Source organism: Nonomuraea sp. NPDC050643, assembly GCF_040654715.1.
GTDB lineage: Bacteria > Actinomycetota > Actinomycetes > Streptosporangiales > Streptosporangiaceae > Nonomuraea.
The window spans coordinates 1-25,199 of record NZ_JBFAIM010000070.1 but is presented as its reverse complement, the minus strand read 5'-3'; the positions used below and the strand labels follow the sequence as shown (position 1 = coordinate 25,199).

The window sequence follows — 25,199 nt, the reverse complement described above, 5'->3', positions numbered from 1 at the left end:
GCCATTGTCGGTGGCGGGTGGTTTGATCTCTGCTGTGGAGGCGTCGGTCGAGCAGCTCGTCTACGTCCGGGAGGACGAATACACCGTCGCGCGCATGAGCGCCGACGGCGAGCCCGACTTCGTGGCCACCGGGCGGGCGCTGGCCGGCGTCCAGCCGGGCGAGACGCTGCGGCTGCACGGCGACTGGGGCCGGCACGCCCGCTACGGCCGGCGGTTCGCGGTCGCCGGGTGCGAGCGGGTGACGCCGTCGTCGGTGCGGGCCATCCGGATCTACCTGGGGTCGGGGCTGATCAGGGGCATCGGGCCGCGGCTGGCCTACGCGATCGTCGACCATTTCGGCGAGGCCACGCTCAAGGTGATCGACGGCGAGCCGGGGCGGCTCACCGAGGTCGTCAACATCGGCCCGCTGCGACAGGGGCAGATCGTCCAGGCGTGGCAGGAGCAGAAGGCCATCGCCGCGCTGATGGTGACGCTGCAGGGGCTCGGGGTCAGCCCGCTGCTCGCGGCCAAGATCTACCAGGTGTTCGGGCAGGACGCCGACGAGGTCCTGACCACCGACCCCTACCGGCTCATCGGGCGGGTCAGGGGCATCGCGTTCCGCGTCGCCGACAAGATCGCGCTGCAGTCCGGGGTGCCCGAGCGCAGCCCGCAGCGGGTCAAGGCGGCGCTGCTCGACCGGCTGGAGTCGGCGGCCGGCCGCGACGGCCACTGCTTCGTGCCGGTGTCCGCCCTGGTCAGGGAGACGGCTGAGCTGATCGAGCAGGACCAGGAGCTGGTGAGCCCGATGGTCGACGCGCTGGTGGCCGACCGGCGGGTGGTCGTGGAGTCGGCGCCCGACCAGCCGGGGCAGGTGGTGGCCTACGCCAAGCACGTGCACGCCCGTGAGATGGCGCTGACCGCCCAGCTCACCGCGCTCATGGAGGCCCGCTCGACGCTGCCGCTGCGCTCGTTCCAGGAGGACCCAGAGCTGCACGAAGACCAGCGGGCGGCCGTCACGATGGCGCTGACCAGCACCGTCTCGATCATCACCGGCGGCCCGGGGTGCGGCAAGAGCCACACGGTCAGGGCCATCGCGGCCACCGTGCGCGCCGGGGGCGGCACGGTGACGCTCACGGCGCCCACCGGCAAGGCCGCCAAACGGCTGTCGGAGCTGACCGGGCTGCCCGCGATGACCGTGCACCGGATGCTGGCCCAGCAGCCCGACCCCGATCCGGAGACGCTCTTCGACGAGCGGCCCTCGCAGGCCGACCTGATCGTGGTCGACGAGGCGTCCATGCTCGACCTGCACCTGGCCACCCGGCTGACCTCCGCCGTCCAGCCGGGCAGCCACCTGCTCCTGATCGGCGACAGCGACCAGCTCCCCAGCATCGGCGCCGGCGACGTCCTGGCCGACCTGCTGCGCGTGACGGCGATCCCCCGGGTCCAGCTCACCCACGTGTTCCGGCAGGCGGGCGGCAGCGGCATCATCGACGCCGCCCACCGCATCCGCGCGGGCCGCCTGCCGGGCACGCCGGGCGGCGGCGGCTTCTGGTTCGAGGAGCTCGACGACCCCGAGCAGGTGGCCAGGCGGGTGGCCCACCTGGCCATGGTGGCGATCCCCCGCAAGCAGAACGTCGAGCCGGGCCAGGTGCAGGTGCTGTGCCCGATGCGCAAGGGCGACACGGGCGCCACCGCGCTCGGCCGGTTGATCCAGGATCGGCTCAACCCGGCCGCCGACGACAAGCCCGAGCACTGGTCGGGGGCGACGGTGTTCCGGGTGGGCGACCGGGTGATGCCGATCCGCAACAACTACGACAAGGGGGTCTTCAACGGGGAGACCGGCACGGTGACGGCGGTGGTGCCAGAAGAGCGGGTGGTCGAGATCCGCACCGACGACGGCGAGAGCGTGCGCTACGGCTTCGACGAGCTCGACGACCTGACCCACGCCTACGCGATCAGCGTGCACCGGTCGCAGGGCAGCGAATACCCGTTCGTGGTCGCGCCGATCGTGGCCGAGTCCGGCGGCATCATGCTGCGCCGCAAACTGCTCTACACGCTGGTGACCAGGGCGAAGGCGTGGGTGGTGCTGGTGGGCCAGCGAGAGGCGCTGGAGCTGGCGGTGCACCGGCTGGGCCACCGCCGCAACACGGGCCTGGCGCGCCGGCTGTCGCTGAGCCTCGGCGGCTGATCGCCGGGGGGCGGCCCCGGCGACGCGCGGTTCAGTCGCCCTTCCGATAGTCGCCGTCCGCGAAGTGGGCCAGCAGCTCCTTGCTGTGCGATCCCAGCGCCTCGGGATGGACCCGCCAGAGCGCGTACGCCTCGGCGTACATCTCCGTCGCGGACTTGTCCCCCTCGAAGAACTTCTTCGTATAGGGCGTCAGGTCGATGCCGACGCCCTTGCCCTTGATGAGGTCGACGAGGTTCTGTTCACGGTTGGTGACGGGCCCGCCGATCCTGACGTACTTCTTGCGCCACAGGGACATGAGGATCTGCAGATCGGCCCAGCGGCCGAGCTCGTCGGTGTAGGTGAGCCAGGGTCGGTGGTCCACCTTCCCCGCCAGGGCGATCTTGATCTTCCGGTACTCGCCGGGATCGAACATCCCCCCTGTCCCGTCTCTGCCGATCATGTCCCGGGCGTAGTCGTACCAGCTCTTCAGCTCCCGGTGCTCGGCCTGGAGCTCACCGCCGAGCGCCTTGGCCAGGCCGGAGTCCCTGCCCGCCGCCATCTCCTGCACGGCCTGGGCGAACGCCTCCATCTTCGGGCCCAGTCTCCGGCAGGCGGCGATCTTCTGCTCCGCCTCCGGATCCTTGGCCGCGGCGAGGTTGAAGGTCTCGCGGACGAGCAACTCCGCCGCGTCCGCCTCCTTGAGGTCCTGGTAGCGAAGCTGGATGCCCTTCTCGCAGGGCGCGTCCGACGGCAGCGAGCTGTTCTGCGGATAGGAGAGACCGCTGAAGATCTGCAGGGCCTGGTCCGCGATCGCCCGGGACTCGGCCCTGCGGACCTGGCTTTCGACCGCGTGGCCGACCTCGTGCAGAATGACCTGGATGCTCGGCGGGCAGGCGACCGAGCCCTCGCTGCCCCCGTAGAAGCCCCGGTCGTCGTCGGCGAACGCCGCGTCCGTCAGGGTGAGCGTGCCCCAGTCTCCCGAGACCGCTCCCACCGCGTGCGAGAACCTGCCCTGCGTGTGAGCCCCCCACCTGTCGGCGTCCAGCCGCGAGACGCGCTGCACCTGGACCCCGCGCAGGGCCGGCCGGTCCGGGCCGGGGACGAGGGCCAGCGCGTGGTGGAGCTTGGTCAGCTCCGCCATGGTCCAGGTGCCGCCGATGCCCGCGAGGTCGTAGTTTTTCGTGATGAGGGCCGCCAGGTCCTCGAAGGACCTGCGCGGATCCTGGCCGCCGAGCGGAAGACCGCGCCCGACGAGGGTGGCCTTCCCGTTGAGGTTCTCGTCGTAGTGCAGGATGACCTGCCCGCCGGCAGGGCTGCCGGGGATGGGGAGGATCACCCGGTAGGTCATGTTGCGCCTGTTCACCGAGCAGTAGTGGGCGAGGAGCCACAACAGGGCGACGCGCTCCGTCTCCGTGGTGTCCTTCGGCCCCCAGACCTCGTGCTTCCTGCCATTGAGCGGGCTCGCGGCGACCTTGTCGCGCGCCACCTCTGTGCCGAGGTCGCCGGGCAGCGTCACCGGCGGAAGCCCCGTGATCTCGTAGTTGATGCGGTTCTGGCCGACCAGCATGGGTTAGTCCTTTTTCGTGGATTCGTGGTTACGTGGCCGTTTGGGCAGTTGGGCGGGCTGGAGCGGGGCGAACTCGTCCCACCGGTCGCCCGGACCCGGGTTGGCCCTGGTGTCGGCGCCGAAGACGAGCTTGGCGATCCCCCAGGCGGCGTTCAGCCCCGACTGCAGGGCGTGGTTGACCCAGCCGGCCGACCAGGAGATGTCGTCGCCCGCGAGGAACAGGTTGTTGGCCGGTTCCCCGGCGACCTTGTTCTTCATGAAGTGGGAGAACAGGTTCCACTGCAGCTCGTACTGGCCGGGGCGGTTGAACTTGCACAGGCCGCGGAAGTTGGGCTCGTTCTCCCAGGAGATCGTCACCGAGTTGTCCGGCCGGCAGTTCGACCAGATGGCGTGGGAGAGCTGGGGGTGGATCCTCGACAGCTCACGGTCGAAGAGGGTCACGCGCTCGGCGAGCGTGGAGGCGCTGACCTTCATCGCGTCCTCGGCCCAGGTGTAGCTGAGGGCGACCGCGGCGGCGTTGCGGCCGGGCGGCACGGGGCCGTACTGGCCGTAGTCGAAGACGTAGGTGGCGCGGGGCAGGCTGTCGGAGAGCGTCACCCCCATCTGGTAACGGCCCGCGCCGTCCTTCCAGAACGGCGCCGGCATCATGGAGAAGGTCTTGGCCGACTGCCAGTAGCTGGTCTTGTGAATGGAGCTCCACAGCTTGTCGCCGAACAGCGGGACCTGGCCGGAGTTCGGCGGGTAGTTGCGCGGCATCGCGATCTGCGTCTCGACGGCGTGCAACTGCGGGGTGAGCAGGACGGCCTGGAAGGTCGCCGTGGCCCCGCCCTCCAGCGTGAGGTCGATCCAGCCGGGCTGCGCATGGCTGCCCTCCATGGCGATGACCCGGCCGCGCGGCGGGCCTCCCCCGTGCAGGGCGGCCAGGGTGGTGCCCTTGGCCCAGTAACGGATGTCGGCGGGGGCGTGGGTCCAGAACCCCTCGGCGAACGCGCTCGAACCCTCCACCAGCAGCAGTTGGTCGGAGTCCATGCCGGTCACGAGCATGCGCAGCATCTCCAGCCAGGAGATGTCGTAGAAGGAGTCCCAGCCGCCGGTGCCGAACCCGACCAGCCCGAAGACGCGGATCTGCTCGCGCGTCATGGTGCCGCTCTCCACCAGGAACTCGAAGAAGCTCGTGCTGTCGTAGCGGCGCACGAGCGGGTTCCAGATCCGCTTGACGCCCTCGGTGTCGCCGCTCTCGATGGCCTTGACCAGGTCGGTGAAGCCGATCTGCTCGAGCGCGTCGTTCCACGCCTGGCTGATCTGGGCGAACAGGGGGAAGCGCCGCTGGAAGTCGTCGATGTTGGCGGCCGAGAACTGCTTGCCGTCGATGTCCACCGTGGTCAGGCCCACGGCCTCCTCGGTGAAGGGGTCGGGGAAGAGCTTGTAGGTCAGGCCGAACTGCTCGGCGTACTGGTGCTGGGTGACGGCCGAGCTGGGGAAGCGCATGCAGCCCATCTCCGCCTTGGCGGGGTCGGCCGGGTTCAGCGAGAGGGTGTGCATGCGGCCCCCGACGCGCGGGCGGCCGGCGGCGTCGGTCTCCGCCTCGAAGACGACCGGCCGCAGGCCGATGCGCATGAGCTCGTACGCGGCGCACAGGCCCGCGGCGCCCGCGCCGATGACGGCGACGGTCCTGCCCTGGGCGGCCTGGGGCAGGGTGCCGATGAACTTGCGCTGCCCGTTCTGGTCCGGGGCGAGGTAGTCGCCGTAGTCGAAGGGGAAGTCGGGCAGCCGGTCGACGGCCTGGGTGGTCCGGATGGAACGTGGCCGGGACGGGATCATCGAATACCTCCAGTGGTGGTGATGACGGGGAAGCCGCCGGACAACCGCTCGTACGCGGCGGCGGCACGGAGCAGGGTGGCCTCGCCACCGTGGCGGGCGACCAGCATCAGGCCCACCGGCAGCCCGCCGACGAGGCCCGCCGGGACGCTGATCGCCGGATGCCCGGTCACGTCGAACGGGCAGGTGTTGGGGATCATCTCCAGCGCACGGCCGGCCTGCTCGCGCAGCGACGCCCCGGGCGACGGGAGCGGCGTGGCGGTCATCGGCAGCGTGGGCATCGCCAGCACGTCCACCCGGGCCAGCGCCGCGTCGTAGGCCGCGGTGAGCCGGCCGGTGAGGGCCCGGGCCGTGGCGTAGTGCGCGCCGCCACCGGTGCGGATCATGTGGGCGCCGAGCAGCGCGACCAGCTTGACGGTGACCGACAGCCGCGCGGCGTGCTCGCGGGACCCCTGGTGCAGGGCGGCGGCGAGCCGCGGGTCGCAGCCGGCGACGGCGCCGCCGGCCAGGTCGACGAGCTGCGTGGTGGCGCCCTCGACGACGATGACGGTCCACAGGTGGGTCGCGTCGCGATGCTCGGGGACGCTGACGTCGCGCACGTCGGCGCCCGGCCCGACCAGCCGCCCGGCGAAGGCGCGCACGGCGTCGTCCACGGCGGGGTCGCTGCGTCCCGGCCAGCCGAAGCCCTCGGCGAGCAGCCCCACCCGCAGCCCGCCGGCGTCGCCTTCGACAGCGGGGCGGTAGTCGGGGACCGTGGTGCGGGGGTCCTGGCGCGGGTCGCGGCCGTCGGGGCCGGCGATGACCGACAGCATGGCGGCCACGTCGGCCACGGTGCGCGCCATGGGCCCGAGGTGGTCGACGCTGGGCTCGATCGGCACCGATCCGGTGCAGGGCACCAGGCCGTACGTCGGCTTGAGCCCGACGACGCCGCACCAGGCGGCGGGGATGCGCACGGATCCGCCCTGGTCGCCGCCGATCGCGAGGTCCACCTCCCCGGCGGCGAGGAGGGCGGCGCTGCCGGAGGAGGAGCCGCCGGCGCTGCGGGTGAGGTCCCAGGGATTGCGTACGGGGCCGGTGGCGGAGGTGTGGCTGCCGCCGGACAGGCACAGGTCCTCGCAGACCGACTTGCCCACCACCTCCGCGCCCGCCTCGAGCAGCCGGGTGACCACCGTGGCGTCCTGGCCGGGGACGAAACCCTCCAGCGCGGCCGAGCCGCCCGACATGGGCACGCCCGCCACGCACACGTTGTCCTTGACGACGACCGTGCGTCCGGCCAGCGGACCCGTGGGCGCGCCTTTGATCGAGGTGCGCCGGTACCAGGCGCCCAGACGGTCGCCCTCCGGCCGGTGGCCGGGGTCGCGGTGCGGTACGGCCTGCTCAAGGGCCGCCGCCTGGCGTTCGACGACGGCGTACGACTCGAAGGTCTCGGTGATCAGTTCGTGGCAGGCGGCCAGGTCGTCGGCGGTGAGGCCGAAGCCATAGCGGTCGGAGATGGCAGCGAGGTCGGCGGGGGTGGGGGGCAGGGCACGCATGCTGTCCTCCAGGCGGTCGGTTCGACTGCCGCGGACGCTATGTGGAGCACTCCCGATATGTCAATGAGTCGCGACGTATTGACTTTTTAGTCACGGCATTTGGGTACGGCCGTAGCCTCGTGCACGAAGCCGCCCGGAACCGCTCGTACCAGGTGCATGTCCTGCTCCAGGAGGTCGAGGCGGGCCACCCTGATTCGGCCCCTCGGGCCCCGGAGCGTGCTGCCGGGCATCGCGCGGCCGATGTCGGCGGGCTCGTCGCCGCGCGTTCGGCGGGCCGCCGCGGCGTACAGGAGCACGGCCTCGTAGAGCGACTCGCTGATGCTCGACACCGGCGGGGCCACGCAGCCGTAGCGCTCGCGGTAGCGGGCGAGGAAGGCGCGGTTGTCGGCGATCGGGAGTTGCTGGTAGTAGCCGAAGGCGGTGTAGAGGCCCGTCGCCGCCGCGTCGCCGGCGTGTTCGCGGGTCGCCTCGTCCAGGGCGAGCGAGAGCGTGCGCACCCGCGCGCGCAGCCCGGCCGCGTGGCAGGCCCGTTCGAAGAGGGCCTCGTCGGCGCCCACGAACGTGGACACGACCAGGTCGGCCCGCGACCGCTCGATGTCCTCGACCAGCGGCTCGAACCGGCGGGTGCCGATCCTGGCGTAACGCTCGCCCGCCACCTCGCCGCCGGCCGCGTCGATGATCCGCCGCGCCTGCCGGTTGCTCGCCCTCGGCCACACGTAGTCGTTGCCCGCCAGGTACCAGCGCCGCCCGCCGCACTCCCGCATCAGGTACGGAACCGCGAGCGAGAGCTGCCCCGCCGGCCGCTCCCCCAGCCGCAGCAGCCCGTGACCGGTGCGGCCGCCCTCGTTCACCGGCGTGTAGATCAGCAGGACACCGGCCGCGCGGGCGATGGGCTCGATGGCGGCGAACGTGGCCGAGGTGACGTTCGTGAACACGGCCCGGCAGCCCGCCCGGACGAGCCACCGCATCCGCGCCGCCCCCACGCGCGCGTCGGTGGCGTCGTCGGCCACGACCAGCCGCAGCGGGTCGCCGCGCACGCCGCCGTCGGCGTTGGCCTCGGCCACGGCCATGCGGGCCAGGTTCTCGCTGGCCGCGGCGAAGACGCTGGCCGAGCCCGACAGGCTGACCAGCAGCCCGATCGGGTGCGTGCCCGGCTCGGCGTCCGGGCCCGGCACGTCGTATCCGCTCCTGGCCAGCAGCCACTCGATGCCGCTGTCGTCGATCTCGGCCACGATCCTGACCTTGGTGCCCGTCCCGTCGGGGACGAGCGTGCAGACCACCCGGCCGCGCCACGGCGTCTCGTGGGCCAGCACCACGCGGCTGCCCGGTCGTACGGAGACGATCCGGCCGGTGGCCTCCAGTGTGCCGTCGCCGCCGAACCTGGCGGGCCAGGGGATGCGGAAGCTCACCACGGCGCCCGGCCGCAGGGTGTCGAAGGCCGCGTCGAACAGCCACCCGGCGCCCGTGCCCTGTCCGAACAGGGCGAACACGTCGCCGGGAGGAGCGTTGACGCGGGTCTCCTCGTTTAGGAAGATTCCGCCCACTTCGTCGCCTCGCTCTGGTCAGGCGGAGCCTCGTGCTCCATCCTGTCTCTGAGCGCGGCGAGAGAGCCCTGATACAGGCCCCGCAGGAATTCCACCATGTCCTCGGCGGGTTTCCTGGCCAGTGAGTAGTAGCGGAAGCGGCCGTCGCGGCGCTCGTCGACCAGGTTGGCCACGCGCAGCACGCGCAGGTGGCTCGAAACCGTGGTGCGGCCGACGTTGGTGATGGCCTCGGAGATCTCGGAGGCGGCGCATTCGCCCCGCTCGGCGAGCAGGCGCAGGATCCGGCGGCGGGTGCCGTCGGCCAGCGCCTCGAACGCGAGATCCTCGGGGTCGGCCATCTCACTCCCGTCGTGACGATGCTTCAAGAATCATCGACATGATAGATCGCCGCCGTGGACGGCGGCAAGGCCATTACGGCCCGGCGGTCAAGCCGGTCAGGAGGCCGGCCAGGAGTTCGGCCAGGTGCCGGCCCTCGCGGCCGGTGCCGGAGTGGGCGATCTGGGTGCGGCAGGAGAAGCCGTCGGCGAGGATGACCCGGCGGGGCTCCGCCGCGCGGAGCGCGGGCCACAGGCCCTCCTCCGCGCAGGCCACGGAGACGTCGTGGTGCCCGCGTTCGAACCCGAAGTTTCCGGCCTGTCCACAGCAGCCCGAGTCGAGCACGTCCGTACGGACGCCGAACCGGTCGAGGACGGCCCGGTCGGCGTCGTACCCCATGACCGCGCTCTGATGGCAGTGCACCTGCGCGAGCGCCGCCCCGCCCGGTGAGGGCGGCCGCCAGTCGGGGGCGTGCCGTTCGAGCAGCTCGGCCAGCGTCAGCGTCCGCTCCGAGACCAGCCGGGTCTGCGGGGTGTTGAGCAGTTCGGGCCCGTCGGAGCGGAACACGGCGGTGCAGCTCGGCTCCAGCCCCACCACCGGCACCCCGGACTCGGCCCACGGCAGCAGCGCCCGCACGCTGCGCGCCAGCACCCGCCGGGCCACGCCGAGCTGCCCGGTCGAGATCCACGTCAGCCCGCAGCACAGCGCCACCGGCGGCACGTGCACCGCGAACCCGGCCGCCTCCAGCACCTCCACCGCCGCCCGCCCCACCCGCGGGTCGAAGTTGTCGGTGAAGGTGTCCGCCCACAGCACCACCCGCCCCCGCGTGCCGGGGCCCGCCGGCCCGCGTCTTCGGAACCAGTCCCTGAACCGCTCGTCCGCGAACCGGGGCGGCTCCCGCCGGGCGGAGATCCCGGCGGCGGCCTTGAACAACCGCGACAGGACCGGCGCGTGCGTGAGGGCGTTCACGGCCCGGGGAGCGGCGGCGGCCAGCGCCGCCCACAGCGGGAGCCAGCCCATCGAGTAGTGGGCGGCGGGGCGGAGCCTGCGCCGGTAGTGGTGGGCGAGGAACTCGGCCTTGTACGTGGCCATGTCCACGCCCACCGGGCACTCCGCCCGGCAGCCCTTGCAGGCCAGGCACAGGTCGAGCGCGTCGCGCACGGCCGCGGACCGCCAGCCGTCGGTGATCACCTCGCCGCGGGCCATCTCCTCCAGCAGCCGGGCCCGCCCGCGCGTGGAGTGCTCCTCCTCCCGCGTCACCCGGTAGCTGGGGCACATCACGCCGCCCTCGGACGCCGGCCTGCGGCATGTGCCGATCCCGACGCAGCGGGTGGCGGCGTGGCCGAAGCGCCCGTGGTCGTCCGGGTAGCCGAAGAACGTGCGGCGGGGCTCCAGCGGGTAGAAGTGCCGCTGGGCGAGGTCCTGGTCGAGGCGGCGGGGGTGGACGACCCTGCCGGGGTTCATCCGGTCACGGGGGTCGAAGACGGCCTTCAACCGGCCGAACGCCTCCACGAGGCCGTCGCCGAACATGCGCGGCAGCAGCTCGGCCAGGGCCTGCCCGTCGCCGTGCTCCCCCGACAACGACCCGCCGTAGGAGGCGACCAGGTCGGCGGCCTCCTCCGCGAACGCCCGGTACGTCGCGATGCCGTCGTCGGTGTGCAGGTCGAGCGGCAGCCGGCCGTGCACGCAGCCCTGGCCGAAGTGGCCGTACAGGGCGGAGTCGCGGTAGCCGTGGCGGCGCAGCAGCCGGTCGTAGTCCCGCAGGTACGCCCCCAGCCGCCCCGGCGGGACCGCCGCGTCCGACCACCCCTCGTACGTCTGCCGCCCCGCCGGCGGGTACGCCTCCACGCCCAGCCCCGACTCGCGCAGCCCCCACAGCCGGTCCTCCCTGGCCGGATCGCCCAGGAACAGGTGCGTGGGCGCGGGCACCCGCTCCCGCCGCCCCACGTCGCGCATCATGACCTCGGCCCGCTCGCGCGCCTCCGCCGGCGTCTCCCCGCCGAACTGCACGAGCAGCCACCCCGCCCCGGCGGGCAGGTCGCGCAGCGCGGGCTCGCCCGGATGCTCGGCGCGGGCCAGCCGGCACATGATCTCGTCCATGGCCTCCAGCGCGAGCGGCCGGTGCGCGGCCACGGCGGGCACCGCGTCGGCGGCCTGGAAGATGTCCCCGAACCCGAGCACGGCGAGGGAGCGGGCGGGCGGCCTGGGCACCACGGCCAGCTCCGCGCGCAGCACGGTGACGAGCGTGCCCTCGCTGCCGACCAGGGCGCGGGCCAGGTTGAAGCCGTTCTCGGGCAGGAGCTGGTCCAGGTTGTAGCCCGACACGCGCCGCTCCAGCCTGGGGAAGCGGGTGCGGATCAGCTCCATGGTGTCGTCGCGCAGGTCGCGCAGGCCGCGGTAGATCTCGGCCACCCGCCCGCCCTGGGCCTGGACGCGGGCGTACTCCTGCTCCCCGGTCGGCCCCACCCACGCGCGCACACCGTCGTAGGTGAGGATCTCCAGGCGCAGCACGGAGTCCGCCATCTTCCCGTACGCCTGTGCGGACGCGCCGCACGAGTCGTTGCCGATCATGCCGCCGATCGTGCAGGCCGCATGGCTGGACGGCCTCGGCCCGACCATCAGCCCGTACGCCCCCAGCACCCGGTTCACGTCGTCCAGCACCGCCCCGGCCTGCACGACGATCCGCCGCCGCACCGGGTCCACGGACTCGACCCGGCCGCAGTGCTTGGACCAGTCGATGACCACGGCCGCGTTGCAACACTGCCCGGCCAGGCTGGTGCCGCCGCCCCGCGACAACACCGGCACGTCCCCGCCCCGGCAGACCGCCACGGCCGCCGCCCCGGCGTCGAGGCCGCGCGGCACGACGACGCCGATCGGGACGTGCCGGTAGTTGGACGCGTCCCTGGCGTAGGCGGCACGGCTGCCCACGTCGAAGCGCACTTCGCCGTCCACGGCCTCCTCGAGGCGCAGGCGCAGCGTCTCGACGTCGATCTCGCGCCGCGCGGGCGGGCGGGTGGCGGGCGTGGCTTCGTGCCGGGCCGGGCTGTCCATGTCCCGGCCCGTACCCCGGCCGCCTCACGGGGGCCTCAACCGCGCGCCAAGGCGGGCCCTAGACTCCGAGCAGGTCGGTCAGGTCGTCGGCGTGCTCCTCCTCCTCCAGGATCGACTCCATGAGCCGCCGGGTGGTCGGGGCGCCGTCGCCCAGCCAGCGGATGATCTCCTGGTAGGTGGAGATGACGATGCGCTCGGCGTACAGGTTCGCCTCCAGCCGCGCGCGCAGGTCGGTCGGTGTCCGCGGGGACCTGGTCGTCGGTGTGGGAGCGCTGGACGAGCTTGGCCGGGTCGAAGTCCGGCTCCCCGCCGAGCCGGCTGACCCGTTCGGCGGCCCGCAGCGCGTGGTCGAGCTCCTCCTTGGCGTGCTCGGTGAACTCCTCGGCCACCTGCGCGCGGTCGATGCCCTTGGCCGAGATGGCGTGCCTGGTGTACCTGAGCCGGCACACCACCTCGGTCGCGATCACGTCGTTGAGCACGTCGACGATCTTCTTCGGGTCGCGCCCGAAGGTCTGCGTGATCGGCCCGTCCTTCCCCCCGGCGAGGAGTTCCCCTGGTCAAAGGTAACTTTGGGCGGCCTTCCCGCCCGGCTGCGACACCCGGCGCACGATCATCCGCCTCCGGTCATGCCAGAATGGGCGGCAAATGTCAGCCGATTCCCTGGCCCGCGCCACCGCCTCCCTGCACGGACTCCTCGTGGGCGACGCCCTCGGTTCCCAGTTCTACGTCCCGGCCAACCGGCAGGCGCTCACCGAACGCGCGCTGCCGCCGGGGCCGTGGCAGTGGACGGACGACACCGAGATGGCCTGCTCGGTCCACCGCGTCCTGGCCGGCCACGACGGCATCGACCAAGACTCCCTGGCCGCGGGCTTCGCCGCCCACCACGACTTCGACCGCGGCTACGGCCCGGCGACCGGCCGGATGCTCCGCCTGATCCGCCAGGGCGGCGACTGGCGGGCGCTGGCCTCCGAGCTGTTCGACGGGAAGGGCTCGTGGGGCAACGGCGCCGCCATGCGGGTGGCTCCGGTGGGGGCGTGGTTCGCGGGGGACCCGCCGCGGGCGGCGGCGCAGGCCCGGCTGTCGGCCGAGGTCACGCACACGCATCCGGAGGCGGCGGCGGGCGCGATCGCGGTGGCCGTGGCCACGGCCGTCGTCTCGGCCGGGCCGCGGCCGGCTCCCGGGCGGCTCCTCGACCAGGTGCTCGAGCACACGCCGGCCGGCCTCGTCCGCGACGGGATCGCCGAGGCCCGGCACCTGCTGACGATCGGCGATCCGGTGCTCGCGGCGCGGGCGCTCGGCAACGGCCGGGAGGTCTCGGCCCAGGACACCGTCCCCTTCACCCTGTGGGCCGCCGCGCGCAACCTCGGCGACTACGCCGCGGCCTTCTGGACGACGGCGGCCGCGGGCGGGGACGTCGACACGACGTGCGCGATCGTGGGCGGGATCGTCGGCGCCGGGACGAGCCCGCCACGGGAGTGGCTGCGGCTGTGCGAGCCGCCGCCGGACTGGGCGGACGTCCCATGGCCGGATTCGGGCGCATAGCCGAAATCCGGTTGGCCGGAACCTCCGCCGCGCGGGAGCATTGGTGACGATGATGATGACGATGGACGAGCGGCGCATGGTGCGCATTTCCAAATACCTGGCCAGGCATCTGCGGCACGACCCGCAGCGCATCGGCCTCACCCTCGACCCCGGCGGCTGGGTGCCGATCGCGGAGCTGCTGCGGGCCGCCGCCGAGCACGGGTTCCCGATCACGGCCGAGGAGCTGCGGCAGGTCGTGGCGGCCAACGACAAGCGGCGTTACGCGATCGAGGACGGCCGAATCCGGGCCAGCCAGGGGCACTCGGTGCCGGTGGATCTCGGCCTGCCCCTGACCGAGCCGCCCGAGGTGCTCTACCACGGCACCGTCGCGCGCTTCCTGACGGCGATCAGGCAGGAGGGGTTGCGGCCGATGAGCCGGCACCACGTGCACCTGTCGCCCGACCGGGAGACGGCCACGCGGGTGGGCTCGCGGCGGGGCGTCCCGGTGGTGCTGGTGGTGGCGGCCGGAGTGATGCACGCCGACGGGCACGCGTTCCGGCGCAGCGCCAACGGGGTCTGGCTGGCCGACCACGTGCCGCCCGGCTACCTGCGCTTCCCGTCCTGAAGCCCGTCGCGGGCGTCCTGAGCGGTCTCACGGGCGTCTCTGGGAGGGTGTCGCGGGCGTCATGAATCGCGGGCCTCTTGGAGGGTGCCGCGGGCGGCCATCAGGGCGAAGCCGAGCAGGTTGAGGCCCTGCCAGGTGGCCGGGGCGGCGGCCCGCTCGTCTGACGCCGTCAGGCCGATGCCCCACACCCGGTCCTGCGGGCCGGCCTCCACCAGGACGCGGTTCGCGGTGCCCAGCAGGAACCCGCCCAGTTCCGCGCTCTGCCCGAACGTGGCCACGTTGCCGCGGACCACGATGGCGAAGCGGCCGGCGTTCCAGACGTCCTCGTCGAAGCCCCGTACGGTGCGGCCGATCGCCTCGGCCACCGTCATCGGGAGCTTCTCGGACATGCCCCCTACCGTGCCACATGCCGGGCGGCCCGCCCGATCCGGTCGGAGATCGCGCGCAGCACCGGCACCAGCTCCGGCGGATCGAGCACGTCGAACTCGAAGCCCTTGGCCGCGATGTAGACGGCCAGCTCGTCCAGGGAGTTGGACCCGGTGCTGTAGAGGCACGTGCGCTCGTCCACCGCCTCCAGCCGCCCCGCCCCGGCCGAGGTCCGTGGCGCGACCGACGCGAGGGGCGCGTGGAAGAGGATGCGGGCCTGGTAGCGGTAGGGGGCGGAGCTGATGGCGCGGGACACGTACACGGCCGCGTCCTCCTCCGGCAGCGGCCGCGGCTCGAACCGGGCGCCCGGCATCCCGGGCGGCTCCTCGACCCGGTCGACCCGGAACGTCCGCCAGTCGTCCTTGGCCACGTCCCACGCCAGCAGGTACCAGCGGCGCGGCGTGTGCACCAGCCGGTGCGGCTCCACCTCGCGCGTTCTGCCCTGGTAGCGCAGCCTGACCCGCCGCCGGTCGCGGCAGGCGGCGGCGAGCGCCGTCAGCAGGTCGGCGCCGACCGCCGGGACGTTCGCGCCCGCCAGCGGCACCGTGGCGGCCTGGAACGCGCTCACCCGGTGCCGCAGCCGCGACGGCAGCACCTGCTGCAGCTTGGTCAGGGCCCGCAGCGAGCCCTCCTCGATCCCGGCGACGCTGCCGGTCGCGGCCGTGCGCAGGCTGATCGCCACGGCCACCGCCTCGTCGTCGTCGAGCAGCAGGGGCGGCAGGGCCGCGCCCACGCCGAGCCGGTAGCCGCCGGCCACGCCCGGGGTGGCGTCCACGGGATAGCCGAGGTCGCGCAGCCGGTCGATGTCGCGCCGCACGGTGCGCAGGCCCACCTCCAGCCGTTCGGCCAGCTCGCCGCCCCTCCAGTCCCTGCGCGACTGGAGGAGGGAGAGCAGGCGGAGCAGCCGGGCCGAGGTCTCCAACATGGGACTCATTGTGACCGTCGATTGGTGCCAGAAGCTGACACCAATGCTTTCTACCGTCGGGGACATGACGAACACCGACATCCGGCCGTACCGGATCGAGATCCCCCAGGCGCGGCTCGACGATCTGCGCGACCGGCTCCGGCGTACGCGCTGGGCCCCCGAGCTCCCCGGCACCGGCTGGGAGCGCGGCGTACCGACGGGCTACCTGCGCGACCTGGCCGGTTACTGGGCCGACGGCTTCGACTGGCGCGCCCAGGAGGCGGCGCTGAACGCGTACCCGCAGTTCTTCACCACGATCGACGGGACCGGCGTGCACTTCCTGCACGTCCGCTCGGCCGCGGCCGATGCCACGCCGCTGCTGCTCCTGCACGGGTGGCCGGGCGGGGTGGTCGAGTTCCTCGACGTCATCGGCCCGCTCACCGCCCCGGGCGACGACGGCCCCGCCTTCCACCTGGTGATCCCGTCGCTGCCCGGCTACGGCTTCTCGGGCCCGCTCACCGAGGCCGGCTGGACCGACGGCCGCACGGCCGCCGCGCTGGTGGAGCTGATGGCCAGGCTCGGCTACGACCGGTACGGCGTCCAGGGCGGCGACGTCTCCGCCTTCATCGCGCCGCTGATCGGCCGGGCCGCGCCGGAGCGCGTCATCGGCGTGCACGTCAACGCGCTGCTGACGTTCCCGACCGGCGATCCCGAGGTCATGGGCTCGCTGTCGGAGACCGAGCGCGGGCGGCTGGCGGGGATGGAGGAGTGGCAGGAGAGGCTGGGCGCGTACATGCGGCTGCAGGGCACCAGGCCGCAGACCCTCGCCGCCGCGCTGCACGACTCCCCCGCCGGGCAGCTCGCCTGGATCGTGGAGAAGTTCCAGGACTGGACGGACCCGGCCGCCAAGCTGCCCGAGGACGCCGTGGACCGGGACCGGATCCTCACCGACGTGAGCGTCTACTGGTTCACGGAGACGGCGGGCTCGTCGGCGCACACCTACTACGAGCGGTTCAACGACGTCGGCGCGTGGGGGCCGGTCGAGCGCGGCACCGTGCCGACGGCGGTGGCCGTGTTCCCCCGAGACCTCTCGATTCGTCCGCTGGCCGAGCAGGTGCACAACGTGGCGCGCTGGTCGGAGTTCGGCCACGGCGGCCACTTCGCCGCCCTGGAGACGCCGGACGTGCTGGTCACGGAGCTGCGCGCGTTCTTCGCCGAACTCGATCGATGAGGACCGGGCGGTCGGGCGGTAGAGAGTCGGGCGGTAAAGAAAGGCATGCGTTTCGCGGCGGCTATCGGGAGCCGCCGCGGGTAGCCCGCGCCGCATGACGAAGAAGGAGCCGTCCCCGGGTGACGAGGTCACCTGGCGCAGCCACGGCAGCACCGCCAAGGGCAAGGTCGAGAAGAAGGTCACCAAGCGGACGAAGGAGGCCGGCCGTACGGTCGCCGCCTCTCCGGAAGAGCCCCAGTACGTGGTGCGCAGCGAGAAGAGCGGCCGGAAGGCCGTGCACAAGGGTCCGGCGCTGCGCAAGGACGGCACATGAGCGGGCGGACGGCCGGGCGGACCGGCAGGCGCGCACACGGGCGGACCGGCGAGCGTACGAACGCGAAGACGAACGGGCAGCCGGCCGCCGAAACCGACGCCCAGGCCGACGGGGACCGGCGGCGGGTCGCGGACGAGTTCGGCAAAGCCGTGAACATGACCGCCGGCGAGCTGGAACGCTGGCTGGACACCGACGAGTCGAAGTCGGTGGGCCAGAAGGACGGCGGCGGCGAGTCGGTCGGCCACGAGTCCGGCCGGAAGATCATCGAGCTGCTGCGGGGCAAGCGGTCCGACCGGACGGACGCCGACTACGCGCACATGAGCAAGGTGGTCGGCTACGTCCACCGGCACCTCGCGCAGCGCCCGTCCGGCGACGTGACGAAGACCCGGTGGCGGTACTCACTGATGAACTGGGGCCACGACCCGATCAAGTGAGCATCCCGTGTCAAGAACGCATGGTCACGGCGTCAAGGAGGCGCAGGTACGCTGGCGCTCCCGAGGGCTGTTACGGTAGTGCGCGGTGCGCCGGGAAGTCTGGTCGGCATGAACTGGCGGCTGGAGTCTCTCGGGGGAGGCATTCGCGATGCGTGGCCCGTGTTGGGGAGCCGGATGATGCTCGGGCTGTCCTCGTTCTCGTCCAAGTTCCGTCACCCGGCACAGGTCGTGGTGGCCGGGTTCGGCCTGGCCGTGGCCATCGGCACCGTCCTGCTGTCGCTGCCGATCTCCACCGCCTCCGGCGAGCCCTCCGACTGGGTGGCCGCGGTGTTCACCTCGACCTCGGCCGTCTCCGTGACCGGGCTGGCGGTGGTCGACACCGAGGGGCACTGGTCGGTGTTCGGCGAGGTGGTGATCGCCGGGCTGGTCCAGGTGGGCGGGCTGGGGATCATGACGATGGCCACCCTGTTCACCCTGCTGCTGTCCGGCCGGTTAGGGCTGCGGGCCACGATCGCGGCGCAGGCCGAGACCAAGACGCTGAGCACGAGCGACGTACGCCGGGTCGTGCGCAAGGTGGTGCTGTTCAGCCTGGTGTGCGAGGTCGTCGCCGCCGTCCTGCTCACCGGCCGCTTCGTGATCGGCTACGGCGAGCCGTTCGGCCGCGGCGTCTATCTGGGCGCCTTCCACTCGGTCATGGCGTTCAACAACGCCGGTTTCGCGCTCTGGCCCGACAGCCTCATGCGGTTCGTCACCGACCCGTGGATCTGCCTGACCATCGCGATCGCCACCATCGTCGGCGGGCTCGGCTTTCCCGTGGTCTTCGAGCTGGCCCGCACCTGGCGGCACCCGCGCAAGTGGACCGTGCTCACCCGCATCACCGTGGGCGTGACCGTCGTCCTGCTCTCGCTGGGCACGCTGGCCTTCCTGATGACCGAATGGCGCAACCCCGAGACGCTCGGGCCGCTCGACGACCCGGGCAAGCTGCTGGCGGCGTTCTTCACCGCGGTCATGCCGCGCTCCGCCGGGTTCAACACCCTCGACATCTCCGAGATGTACCCGTCGAGCTGGCTGGTCACCGAGCTGCTGATGTTCATCGGCGGCGGCAGCGCGGGCACCGCGGGCGGGCTCAAGGTGACCACGCTCGGGCTGCTGGTCTTCGTCGTGTGGGCCGAGCTGCGCGGCGAGAGCCGGGTCAACATCGGCCACCGCAGGCTGCCGGAGGCCACGCAGCGGCAGGCGGTCACGATCACGACGCTGGGGGTGGCGCTCGTGGCCGCCTCCACCTACGTGCTGCTCGCGCTCACCCCGCACGGGCTCGACCAGGTGCTGTTCGAGGTGGTCGCGGCGTTCGGCACCGCGGGCCTGTCCACCGGCATCACCGCCAGCGTGGGCACGGCCGGGCAGTTGCTGCTGGTCGTCCTGATGTTCATCGGCCGGCTCGGCCCGCTCACCCTGGGCTCCGCGCTGGCCCTCAACAGGCGTGCCCGCCACTATGAGCTACCCGAGGAGCGAGTCATCGTTGGCTGATCACAAGAACAACCCGGTGGTCGTCATCGGCCTGGGCCGGTTCGGCACGTCGCTCGCGCTGGAGCTCACCCGGCGCGGCACCGAGGTCCTGGCCATCGACCACCGGCCGAAGATCACTCAGAGCCTGTCCGGGCAGATCACCCAGATCGCGACCGCGGACGCCACCGACATGGAGGCCCTGCGCCAGCTCGGCGTGCCCGACTTCTACCAGGCGGTGGTGGCCGTCGGCAGCGACGTCGAGGCCAGCATCCTGGCCACGTCGCTGCTGGCCGAGCTGGAGATCAACGACATCTGGGCCAAGGCGGTCAGCACCCAGCACGGCCGGATCCTGAGCCGCATCGGCGCCCACCACGTCGTCTTCCCCGAGCACGACATGGGCGAGCGGGTGGCCCACCTGGTGAGCGGGCGCATGCTCGACTACATGCAGGTGGACGCCGACTTCGCGCTGGCCAAGACCACTCCGCCGAAGGAATACGTCGGCATCCCGCTGGGCCGCTCCAACCTGCGCCGCAAATACGGCGTCACGATCGTGGCGGTCAAGCCTCCGGGCGAGGAGTTCACGTACGCGACCGCGGACACCGAGCTGACCTACGGCGACGTGGTCCTCGTCTCCGGCCGCACGGAACAGGTCGAACGCTTCGCCGAACTCCCCTGAGGTCCGCCGGGGCCGACGGAGGCAAGATCCACGGCCTCCCCGGCCCCAGCGACCCGGACACGACCACCCCACGCCGTCCTGCTGGGCCTCCCCTTTGGGCCTCCCGCGTGCGACACCGGGCACGCCGGCCGCTCGGGGTGCCCTTGGTGTGAAGCCGTCGAGCCGCACCACCACCTGGCCTACATGCCGGGTGCCGTCGTGCCAGGCGGAGGGATGCCGCGCGGAGGGGGTTGATGTGCTTCTCCGACAGGGCGGAGGGCGGGGTTAGGCTGTGGTGCGGAGGCCACATGCGTGCACGCGATCTCGCCGTCGAGTTCCCGGCGGTCACCCTGGACACCCCGGCCCTCGAGGCCGCCAGGCTGCTGGCCGAGCGCGACCTGCCGGGGCTCATCCTGGTCGACGAGGACGCGCGGCCGCTCAGCATCCTGCCCGGCACACAGGTGCTTCGGCTGGCCGTGCCGGCGTACTGCCAGGACGATCCGGCACTGGCCCGGGTGGTGGACGAGGCCCACGCCGACCGGTTCCTGCACCGGCTGGGCGGCAAGACCGTCCGCGAGTGCCTGCCGGAGCAGCCGCGCGAGCTGCCGGTGACCGACCCGGAAGCGACGGTGCTGGAGATCGCCGCCTTGATGGCCAGGACGCGCAGCCCGCTGGTGGCCGTGATGGACGAGAAACGGCTGATCGGCGCGGTCACCCTGCAGTCGCTCCTGGACCACGCCCTGGGGGTTTGACCCCGCCCTCAGCCGCAGCGGGCCCGGTGTGCTTGCCGATCGCGGGGCCGGCCGCGTCGTAGGGTGGTTCCATGGGGAAGACCGCGGCACGACAGCCCGTACCCGCCCGGCGTGCGGACGCCGAGCGCAACATCGCCGCGATCCTGGAAGCGGGGACCCGGCTGCTCAGTGCCGACCCCACCGCCAGCGTGGCCGAGATCGCCAAGGCCGCCGGGGTGGGCCGGGTGACGCTGTACGGGCACTTCCCCTCGCGGGAGGCGCTGGTCGACGCCGTGCTCGACCACGCGGTGAGCCTGGCCGACGCGGTGCTGGGCGACGAGTCGATCGACACCCTGCCCGCGCCGCAGGCCATGGCGGCGCTGCTGCGGTCGTCCTGGGAGATCCTCGACCGGCATCGGCGGCTGTTCACGGCCGCCGATCGGGTGCTGGCGACCGAGCGGATCAGGGAGCACCATGAGGCGCCGCTGCGCCGGGTGGAGCGGCTCATCGCGCGGGGGCGGCACGATGGGGACTTCCGGCTCGATCTGCCGCTGCCGTGGCTGGTGACGACGTTCTTCTCGATCATTCACAGCGCCGCCCAGGAGAGGGAGACGGGGCGGCTGGCCGCCGAGGAGGCGGAGCAGGTGCTGGTCAAGACGATGCTGTCGCTCCTCGCGCAGCCTGCCGGCTGACCTTCGGAGGAATAGGGCCGGGCCCTTTCCGCAGCGTTCAAAACCCTACCCGCGTATGGTTCATGCGTGCTAACTTGAACATCACTGTTCAAGTTAAGGAGTTGCGCATGAGTCTGGACACGACTTCCGCCACGGCGCGGACCGGCGGCGGGTGGGCCGTGCTGGTGCTGCTCTGCCTGGCGCAGTTCATGCTGATCGTGGACATCACCGTCGTGCAGGTGGCCCTGCCCACCATCGGCGCCGACCTGGCGCTCGGCCGGGAATCGCTGACCTGGGTGGTGACCACGTACACGCTCTGCTTCGGCGGGCTCATGGTGCTCGGCGGGCGGCTCGCCGACTCGCTCGGCGCGCGCCGGACGCTGCTCGCGGGGCTGGGGCTGTTCACGGTGGCCTCGCTGGTCTGCGGGCTGGCGGGGAGCGGTGGCGTGCTGATCGCCGGAAGGGCGTTGCAGGGGGTCGGCGCCGCCCTGCTGTCGCCCGCCGCGCTGGCCGTCATCACGAGCACCTTCCACGGCGAGCGCCGTGGGCGGGCGCTCGGCGTGTGGGCCGCCATCGGCGGTACGGGGGCGGCACTCGGCGTGCTGCTCGGCGGGGTGCTGACGGCCGGGCCCGGGTGGGCCTGGGCGTTCTTCGTCAACGTGCCGATCGGCGTGCTGGTGCTGGCCGCCGTGCCGGTCGTGGTGCCGCCTGCGGCCGGGCGGCGGGAGCGGCTCGACATTCCCGGCGCGGTCATGGTCACGGTGGCGACCGGGCTGCTGATCTACGGGCTGGTGGCGGCGGGCGACGCGGGCTGGACGGCGGCGGGCACGGTGCTGCCGCTGGCCGGGGCGCTGGTGATGTACGTCCTGTTCGTGATCGTCGAGAAGTCCGTACGGTCGCCGCTGATGCGCGCCGAGACGCTGGCCCGCCGGCCGGTGATCTCGGGGACGTTCGTCATGCTGGTGGCGACCGGGCTCATGCTGGGCCTGTTCTTCCTCAGCTCGCTCTACCTGCAGCACGTGCTCCGATTCAGCGCGCTGGAGACGGGGCTGATCTTCCTGCCCGTGGCCGTCGCGATCACGGTCGGCGCCCAGGCCGGCGGGCGGCTCATCGGCAGGCTCGGCGGGCGGCCGGTGGCGGTGGCCGCGTTCGCGGTGACGGCGGCGGGCGCGGCGCTGATGACGCGCATCTCTCCGGACGCGAGCGCGTACACCACGCTGTTGCCCGGCTTCACGCTGGCCGCGCTGGGCATCGGGCCGGCGTTCGTGACGGCCACGACGACGACCATGGCCAACGTTCCTCCCGGCGAGAACGGTGTCGCCGCCGGGGTCATCAACACCTTCCACGAGCTGGGTGGTTCGATCGGGGTGGCCGTGGTCTCGACGGTCGCGGCGGCGAGCCTGGCGCCCGGGTCGGGGGCGGGCGCGGCGGGCTTCGTCGACGGGCTCGTCCTGTGCGCGGTGGTGGCGGGCGTCGCGGCCGTGGTCGCGCTCGGGCTGGTGCCTCCGGGCAAGCCGCCGGCGGCTTTCGTCGGGCACGGCCACGGCCACGGGCACTGAGACGGGCGGCTGAGACGGGCGGCTGAGGCAGGCGCTGGGACGGGCCCGGCGCGGGTGCTGGGACGGGTGCTGGAACAGGCTCCGACACGGGTTGGACACGGGCGCTGACGGACGGCACACGGCCTGGTGGCGGGGTTCGCCGAAGATCGCGCGCGGCGGCGCGATTCTCCCGCGACACACGGAAAACCGGGATTTCGCCGACGACTCCGGCGGTCTATCCTTCATTGATGGTCATGTTCCGCCGGCGAGAACGGTGAAGCCGTAGATGCCACCATTAACGTTGGCGCACCAGCACCTGCCCGGGGTGACCGTGCTCGCCGTCACCGGTGAGATGGACGCCACCAATCGAGCCCAGCTCGAGGGCTACCTCCGTGACGTCCGGAGAGAGCCGCCGCAACGGCTGGTGTTCGACCTGTCGCAGGTTCCCTTCATGGACAGCTCGGGCCTGCACGTCCTGCTGACGTGCACGACCGACTGCCTCAAGAAGGGGGGCGCCGTCCACCTGGCCGCCGTGCAGCCGTTGCCCGCCCGGCTCTTCGAGATCACGGGCGTCCTGTCGCACGTGCCCGTGCACGGCACGGTCGAAGACGCCGTCACCGCCGCGCTGACCTCCTCGGAACGCTCCATCTGAGGCCGGCTCAGGATCCCCCGGCGGGCGACCGCGTGGGCGGGTGCCAGGCGTGGACGTTGCCGTCCGTCCAGCGTTCCAGCAGCTCGGCGTCGTGGCTGACGGCCAGCACCCCCGCCCCCGTACGCTCCCGGTAGGCCTCGACCTTGTCGATGGCCGCGTAGTCGCCCCTGACCGGGGAGTTGTTGGCCGGCTTCAGCACCTGCCCGTAGGTGTAGGCCACGTCGGCGGCGGTCAGCGCCCGCCCGTCGTGAAACGTGACACCCTGCCGCAGCGTGAAGGTGACCTCTTTGCGCGTCACCTCGGGCAGCGACTCGGCCAGCGCGGGCTGGAGCTTCAGATCCGGGGTGCGCCGGACCAGCCCGTCGAAGATCAGCGAGCCGCCGTCCACCGCGTACCCGAGCACCGGGTTGAGCGAGTCGGGCTCCGAGCCCAGCCCCAGCACCGCCGTGTCCTGCGCGGCCGTCACCCCTGCGGACGGTTGCGAAGGAGCCGAGCATGCGCTCAGCGCCAGGACAATCGCCCCAAAAAGGGCCAATCTGCGCGTCATGGCCGCGACTTTAAAGCGAATCTGATGCTATTGAAATAAACTTGCAATAGCGAAGAAGCCACCCCTACATATGCGGACGAAACCTCCCCTCATCGCGTGTTCACGTCCTGTGATAGGTAGATGACAACTTGCCGCTATCGCACGGGGACGGCTCGTCCGGCTAATCTCTCCGCTACCTGAGGAAGTCCGGGCGAGTACGGAGGACCGGTCATGAGCGATCCCACCGTCGGCACGTCCCGTTCCGCCGCGCGGAACAAGCGCGCCCGAGGCCCCGGTGAGAGGGGTGAGGAGCCCGAGCTGAGGCGACTCCTCGCCGGGCTCACCGCGGTCCGCGACGGCGACTTCCGCACCCGGCTGCCCGACGACGCCGACGGGCTGCTCGGGGAGATCGCGTCGGTGTTCAACGGGATGGTGGACCAGCTCTCCCTGTTCACCTCCGAGGTCACCCGCGTGGCCCGCGAGGTCGGCACGGACGGGCGGCTGGGCGGCCAGGCCGACGTGCCGGCGGTGTCGGGCACCTGGAAGGACCTCACCGAGTCCGTGAACGCCATGGCGGGCAACCTCACCGACCAGGTACGCAGCATCGCCCAGGTCACCACGGCCGTGGCCAAGGGCGACCTGTCGCAGAAGATCACCGTGCACGCGCGCGGCGAGATCCTGGAGCTGAAGAACACCGTCAACACGATGGTCGACCAGCTCTCGTCCTTCGCCGACGAGGTCACCCGGGTCGCCCGCGAGGTCGGCACCGAGGGCCAGCTCGGCGGCCAGGCCGACGTGAAGGGCGTGGCCGGCACCTGGCGCGCGCTGACCGACTCGGTGAACTTCATGGCCGGCAACCTCACCGACCAGGTCCGCAACATCTCGCAGGTGGCGACGGCGGTCGCCCGCGGTGACCTGTCGCAGCGGATCACGGTCTCGGCCCGGGGCGAGATCCTGGAGCTGAAGAACACCCTGAACACGATGGTCGACCAGCTCTCGTCCTTCGCCGACGAGGTCACCCGGGTGGCCCGCGAGGTCGGCACCGAGGGCAACCTGGGCGGCCAGGCCACCGTCCGGGGCGTGTCGGGCACGTGGAAGGACCTGACGGAGAACGTCAACGTCATGGCGTCCAACCTGACCAGCCAGGTGCGCAGCATCGCCCAGGTGGCGACGGCGGTCGCGCGTGGCGACCTGTCACAGAAGATCACCGTCGAGGCCAAGGGCGAGGTCGCGGCCCTGGCCCAGACGATCAACACCATGGTCGACACGCTCGGCGCGTTCGCCGACGAGGTCACCCGGGTGGCCCGGGAGGTCGGCACCGAGGGTCAGCTCGGCGGTCAGGCGCGCGTCCCGAACGTGGCCGGCACCTGGAAGAACCTCACCGACAACGTCAACTCGATGGCCGACAACCTGACCAACCAGGTACGCAGCATCGCCCAGGTCACCACCGCCGTGGCCAAGGGCGACCTGACCCGCAAGATCGACGTGGACGC

23 protein-coding genes are annotated in these 25,199 nt (G+C 72.4%); 13 read left to right on the top strand and 10 right to left on the bottom strand.

Annotation, left to right across the window (positions count from 1 at the left end; genetic code table 11):
• Positions 1–22 precede the first annotated feature (22 nt).
• Positions 23–2,167: an ATP-dependent RecD-like DNA helicase gene (locus AB0I15_RS53650; RefSeq protein ID WP_358115115.1), complete on the top strand. Its 2,145-nt coding sequence runs from the start codon at positions 23–25 to the stop codon at positions 2,165–2,167.
• A gap of 31 nt (positions 2,168–2,198) precedes the next feature.
• Here AB0I15_RS53650 and AB0I15_RS53645 read toward each other — a convergent pair whose 3' ends face one another.
• From AB0I15_RS53645 to AB0I15_RS53615, 7 genes are all read right to left on the bottom strand, one after another.
• A complete protein-coding gene (locus AB0I15_RS53645; protein WP_358115112.1) occupies positions 2,199–3,713 on the bottom strand; it encodes a hypothetical protein in 1,515 nt (504 codons plus the stop codon).
• 3 nt (positions 3,714–3,716) lie between these two features.
• Positions 3,717–5,534: an FAD-dependent oxidoreductase gene (locus AB0I15_RS53640; RefSeq protein ID WP_358115109.1), complete on the bottom strand. Its 1,818-nt coding sequence runs from the start codon at positions 5,532–5,534 to the stop codon at positions 3,717–3,719.
• The gene (locus AB0I15_RS53635) at positions 5,531–7,063 is read right to left on the bottom strand and encodes an amidase (protein ID WP_358115107.1); all 1,533 of its coding nucleotides are present in this window, start codon (positions 7,061–7,063) and stop codon (positions 5,531–5,533) included. The genes AB0I15_RS53640 and AB0I15_RS53635 overlap by 4 nt, the downstream gene beginning before the upstream one ends.
• An 86-nt stretch (positions 7,064–7,149) precedes the next feature.
• Positions 7,150–8,607: an ABC transporter substrate-binding protein gene (locus AB0I15_RS53630; protein WP_358115105.1), complete on the bottom strand. Its 1,458-nt coding sequence runs from the start codon at positions 8,605–8,607 to the stop codon at positions 7,150–7,152.
• Positions 8,589–8,945, bottom strand: a complete 357-nt coding sequence (locus AB0I15_RS53625) for a metalloregulator ArsR/SmtB family transcription factor (protein ID WP_358115102.1) — start codon at positions 8,943–8,945, stop codon at positions 8,589–8,591. The genes AB0I15_RS53630 and AB0I15_RS53625 overlap by 19 nt, the downstream gene beginning before the upstream one ends.
• 73 nt (positions 8,946–9,018) lie before the next feature.
• Positions 9,019–11,973: an FAD-binding and (Fe-S)-binding domain-containing protein gene (locus AB0I15_RS53620; RefSeq protein ID WP_358115099.1), complete on the bottom strand. Its 2,955-nt coding sequence runs from the start codon at positions 11,971–11,973 to the stop codon at positions 9,019–9,021.
• A gap of 35 nt (positions 11,974–12,008) precedes the next feature.
• Complete coding sequence (locus tag AB0I15_RS53615; protein ID WP_358115096.1) at positions 12,009–12,452, bottom strand: ferritin-like domain-containing protein; 444 nt, start codon at positions 12,450–12,452, stop codon at positions 12,009–12,011.
• A 166-nt stretch (positions 12,453–12,618) separates the two neighbouring features.
• Here AB0I15_RS53615 and AB0I15_RS53610 point away from each other — a divergent pair, with 166 nt between their 5' ends.
• Both AB0I15_RS53610 and AB0I15_RS53605 read left to right on the top strand, forming a co-directional pair.
• On the top strand, positions 12,619–13,515 hold the full coding sequence (locus AB0I15_RS53610; RefSeq protein WP_358115093.1) for an ADP-ribosylglycohydrolase family protein: 897 nt from the start codon (positions 12,619–12,621) through the stop codon (positions 13,513–13,515).
• Between the two features lie 61 nt (positions 13,516–13,576).
• Complete coding sequence (locus AB0I15_RS53605; protein WP_358115230.1) at positions 13,577–14,119, top strand: RNA 2'-phosphotransferase; 543 nt, start codon at positions 13,577–13,579, stop codon at positions 14,117–14,119.
• A gap of 59 nt (positions 14,120–14,178) precedes the next feature.
• Here the strand turns inward: AB0I15_RS53605 and AB0I15_RS53600 are convergent, their stop codons facing one another.
• Together AB0I15_RS53600 and AB0I15_RS53595 are read right to left on the bottom strand one after the other, a co-directional pair.
• Positions 14,179–14,508 carry an NADAR family protein gene (locus tag AB0I15_RS53600; RefSeq protein ID WP_358115090.1) on the bottom strand — a complete coding sequence of 110 codons (330 nt, stop codon included), beginning with the start codon at positions 14,506–14,508 and terminating at the stop codon, positions 14,179–14,181.
• 5 nt (positions 14,509–14,513) lie between these two features.
• A complete protein-coding gene (locus AB0I15_RS53595; RefSeq protein WP_358115087.1) occupies positions 14,514–15,470 on the bottom strand; it encodes a WYL domain-containing protein in 957 nt (318 codons plus the stop codon).
• 64 nt (positions 15,471–15,534) lie between these two features.
• Between AB0I15_RS53595 and AB0I15_RS53590 the strand changes: the two genes are divergently transcribed.
• The 9 genes from AB0I15_RS53590 to AB0I15_RS53550 all read left to right on the top strand — a co-directional run bounded on the left by AB0I15_RS53590 (position 15,535) and on the right by AB0I15_RS53550 (position 23,180).
• On the top strand, positions 15,535–16,680 hold the full coding sequence (locus AB0I15_RS53590) for an epoxide hydrolase family protein (RefSeq protein ID WP_358115084.1): 1,146 nt from the start codon (positions 15,535–15,537) through the stop codon (positions 16,678–16,680).
• A 94-nt stretch (positions 16,681–16,774) separates the two neighbouring features.
• Positions 16,775–16,993: a DUF2945 domain-containing protein gene (locus tag AB0I15_RS53585; protein ID WP_358115081.1), complete on the top strand. Its 219-nt coding sequence runs from the start codon at positions 16,775–16,777 to the stop codon at positions 16,991–16,993.
• Positions 16,990–17,427 carry a DUF3140 domain-containing protein gene (locus AB0I15_RS53580; protein ID WP_358115078.1) on the top strand — a complete coding sequence of 146 codons (438 nt, stop codon included), beginning with the start codon at positions 16,990–16,992 and terminating at the stop codon, positions 17,425–17,427. The genes AB0I15_RS53585 and AB0I15_RS53580 overlap by 4 nt, the downstream gene beginning before the upstream one ends.
• 174 nt (positions 17,428–17,601) lie before the next feature.
• Entirely contained in the window at positions 17,602–18,954 is a 1,353-nt protein-coding gene (locus AB0I15_RS53575; RefSeq protein ID WP_358115075.1) for a potassium transporter TrkG, read from the top strand.
• On the top strand, positions 18,947–19,609 hold the full coding sequence (locus AB0I15_RS53570; protein ID WP_358115072.1) for a TrkA family potassium uptake protein: 663 nt from the start codon (positions 18,947–18,949) through the stop codon (positions 19,607–19,609). Before AB0I15_RS53575 ends, AB0I15_RS53570 begins: the two co-directional genes overlap by 8 nt.
• A gap of 287 nt (positions 19,610–19,896) precedes the next feature.
• Positions 19,897–20,340, top strand: a complete 444-nt coding sequence (locus AB0I15_RS53565) for a CBS domain-containing protein (RefSeq protein WP_358115069.1) — start codon at positions 19,897–19,899, stop codon at positions 20,338–20,340.
• A 71-nt stretch (positions 20,341–20,411) separates the two neighbouring features.
• Positions 20,412–21,011, top strand: coding sequence for a helix-turn-helix domain-containing protein (locus AB0I15_RS53560; RefSeq protein ID WP_358115067.1), 600 nt, complete (start codon positions 20,412–20,414; stop codon positions 21,009–21,011).
• 107 nt (positions 21,012–21,118) lie between these two features.
• On the top strand, positions 21,119–22,549 hold the full coding sequence (locus AB0I15_RS53555) for an MFS transporter (RefSeq protein WP_358115064.1): 1,431 nt from the start codon (positions 21,119–21,121) through the stop codon (positions 22,547–22,549).
• Between the two features lie 265 nt (positions 22,550–22,814).
• Positions 22,815–23,180, top strand: coding sequence for an STAS domain-containing protein (locus AB0I15_RS53550; protein WP_358115061.1), 366 nt, complete (start codon positions 22,815–22,817; stop codon positions 23,178–23,180).
• 7 nt (positions 23,181–23,187) lie between these two features.
• Here the strand turns inward: AB0I15_RS53550 and AB0I15_RS53545 are convergent, their stop codons facing one another.
• Positions 23,188–23,646, bottom strand: a complete 459-nt coding sequence (locus AB0I15_RS53545) for an ABC transporter substrate-binding protein (protein ID WP_358115058.1) — start codon at positions 23,644–23,646, stop codon at positions 23,188–23,190.
• Between the two features lie 291 nt (positions 23,647–23,937).
• Here AB0I15_RS53545 and AB0I15_RS53540 point away from each other — a divergent pair.
• Positions 23,938–25,199: HAMP domain-containing protein (locus AB0I15_RS53540; RefSeq protein ID WP_358115055.1), on the top strand; the 1,262-nt coding region annotated here is incomplete at its 3' end.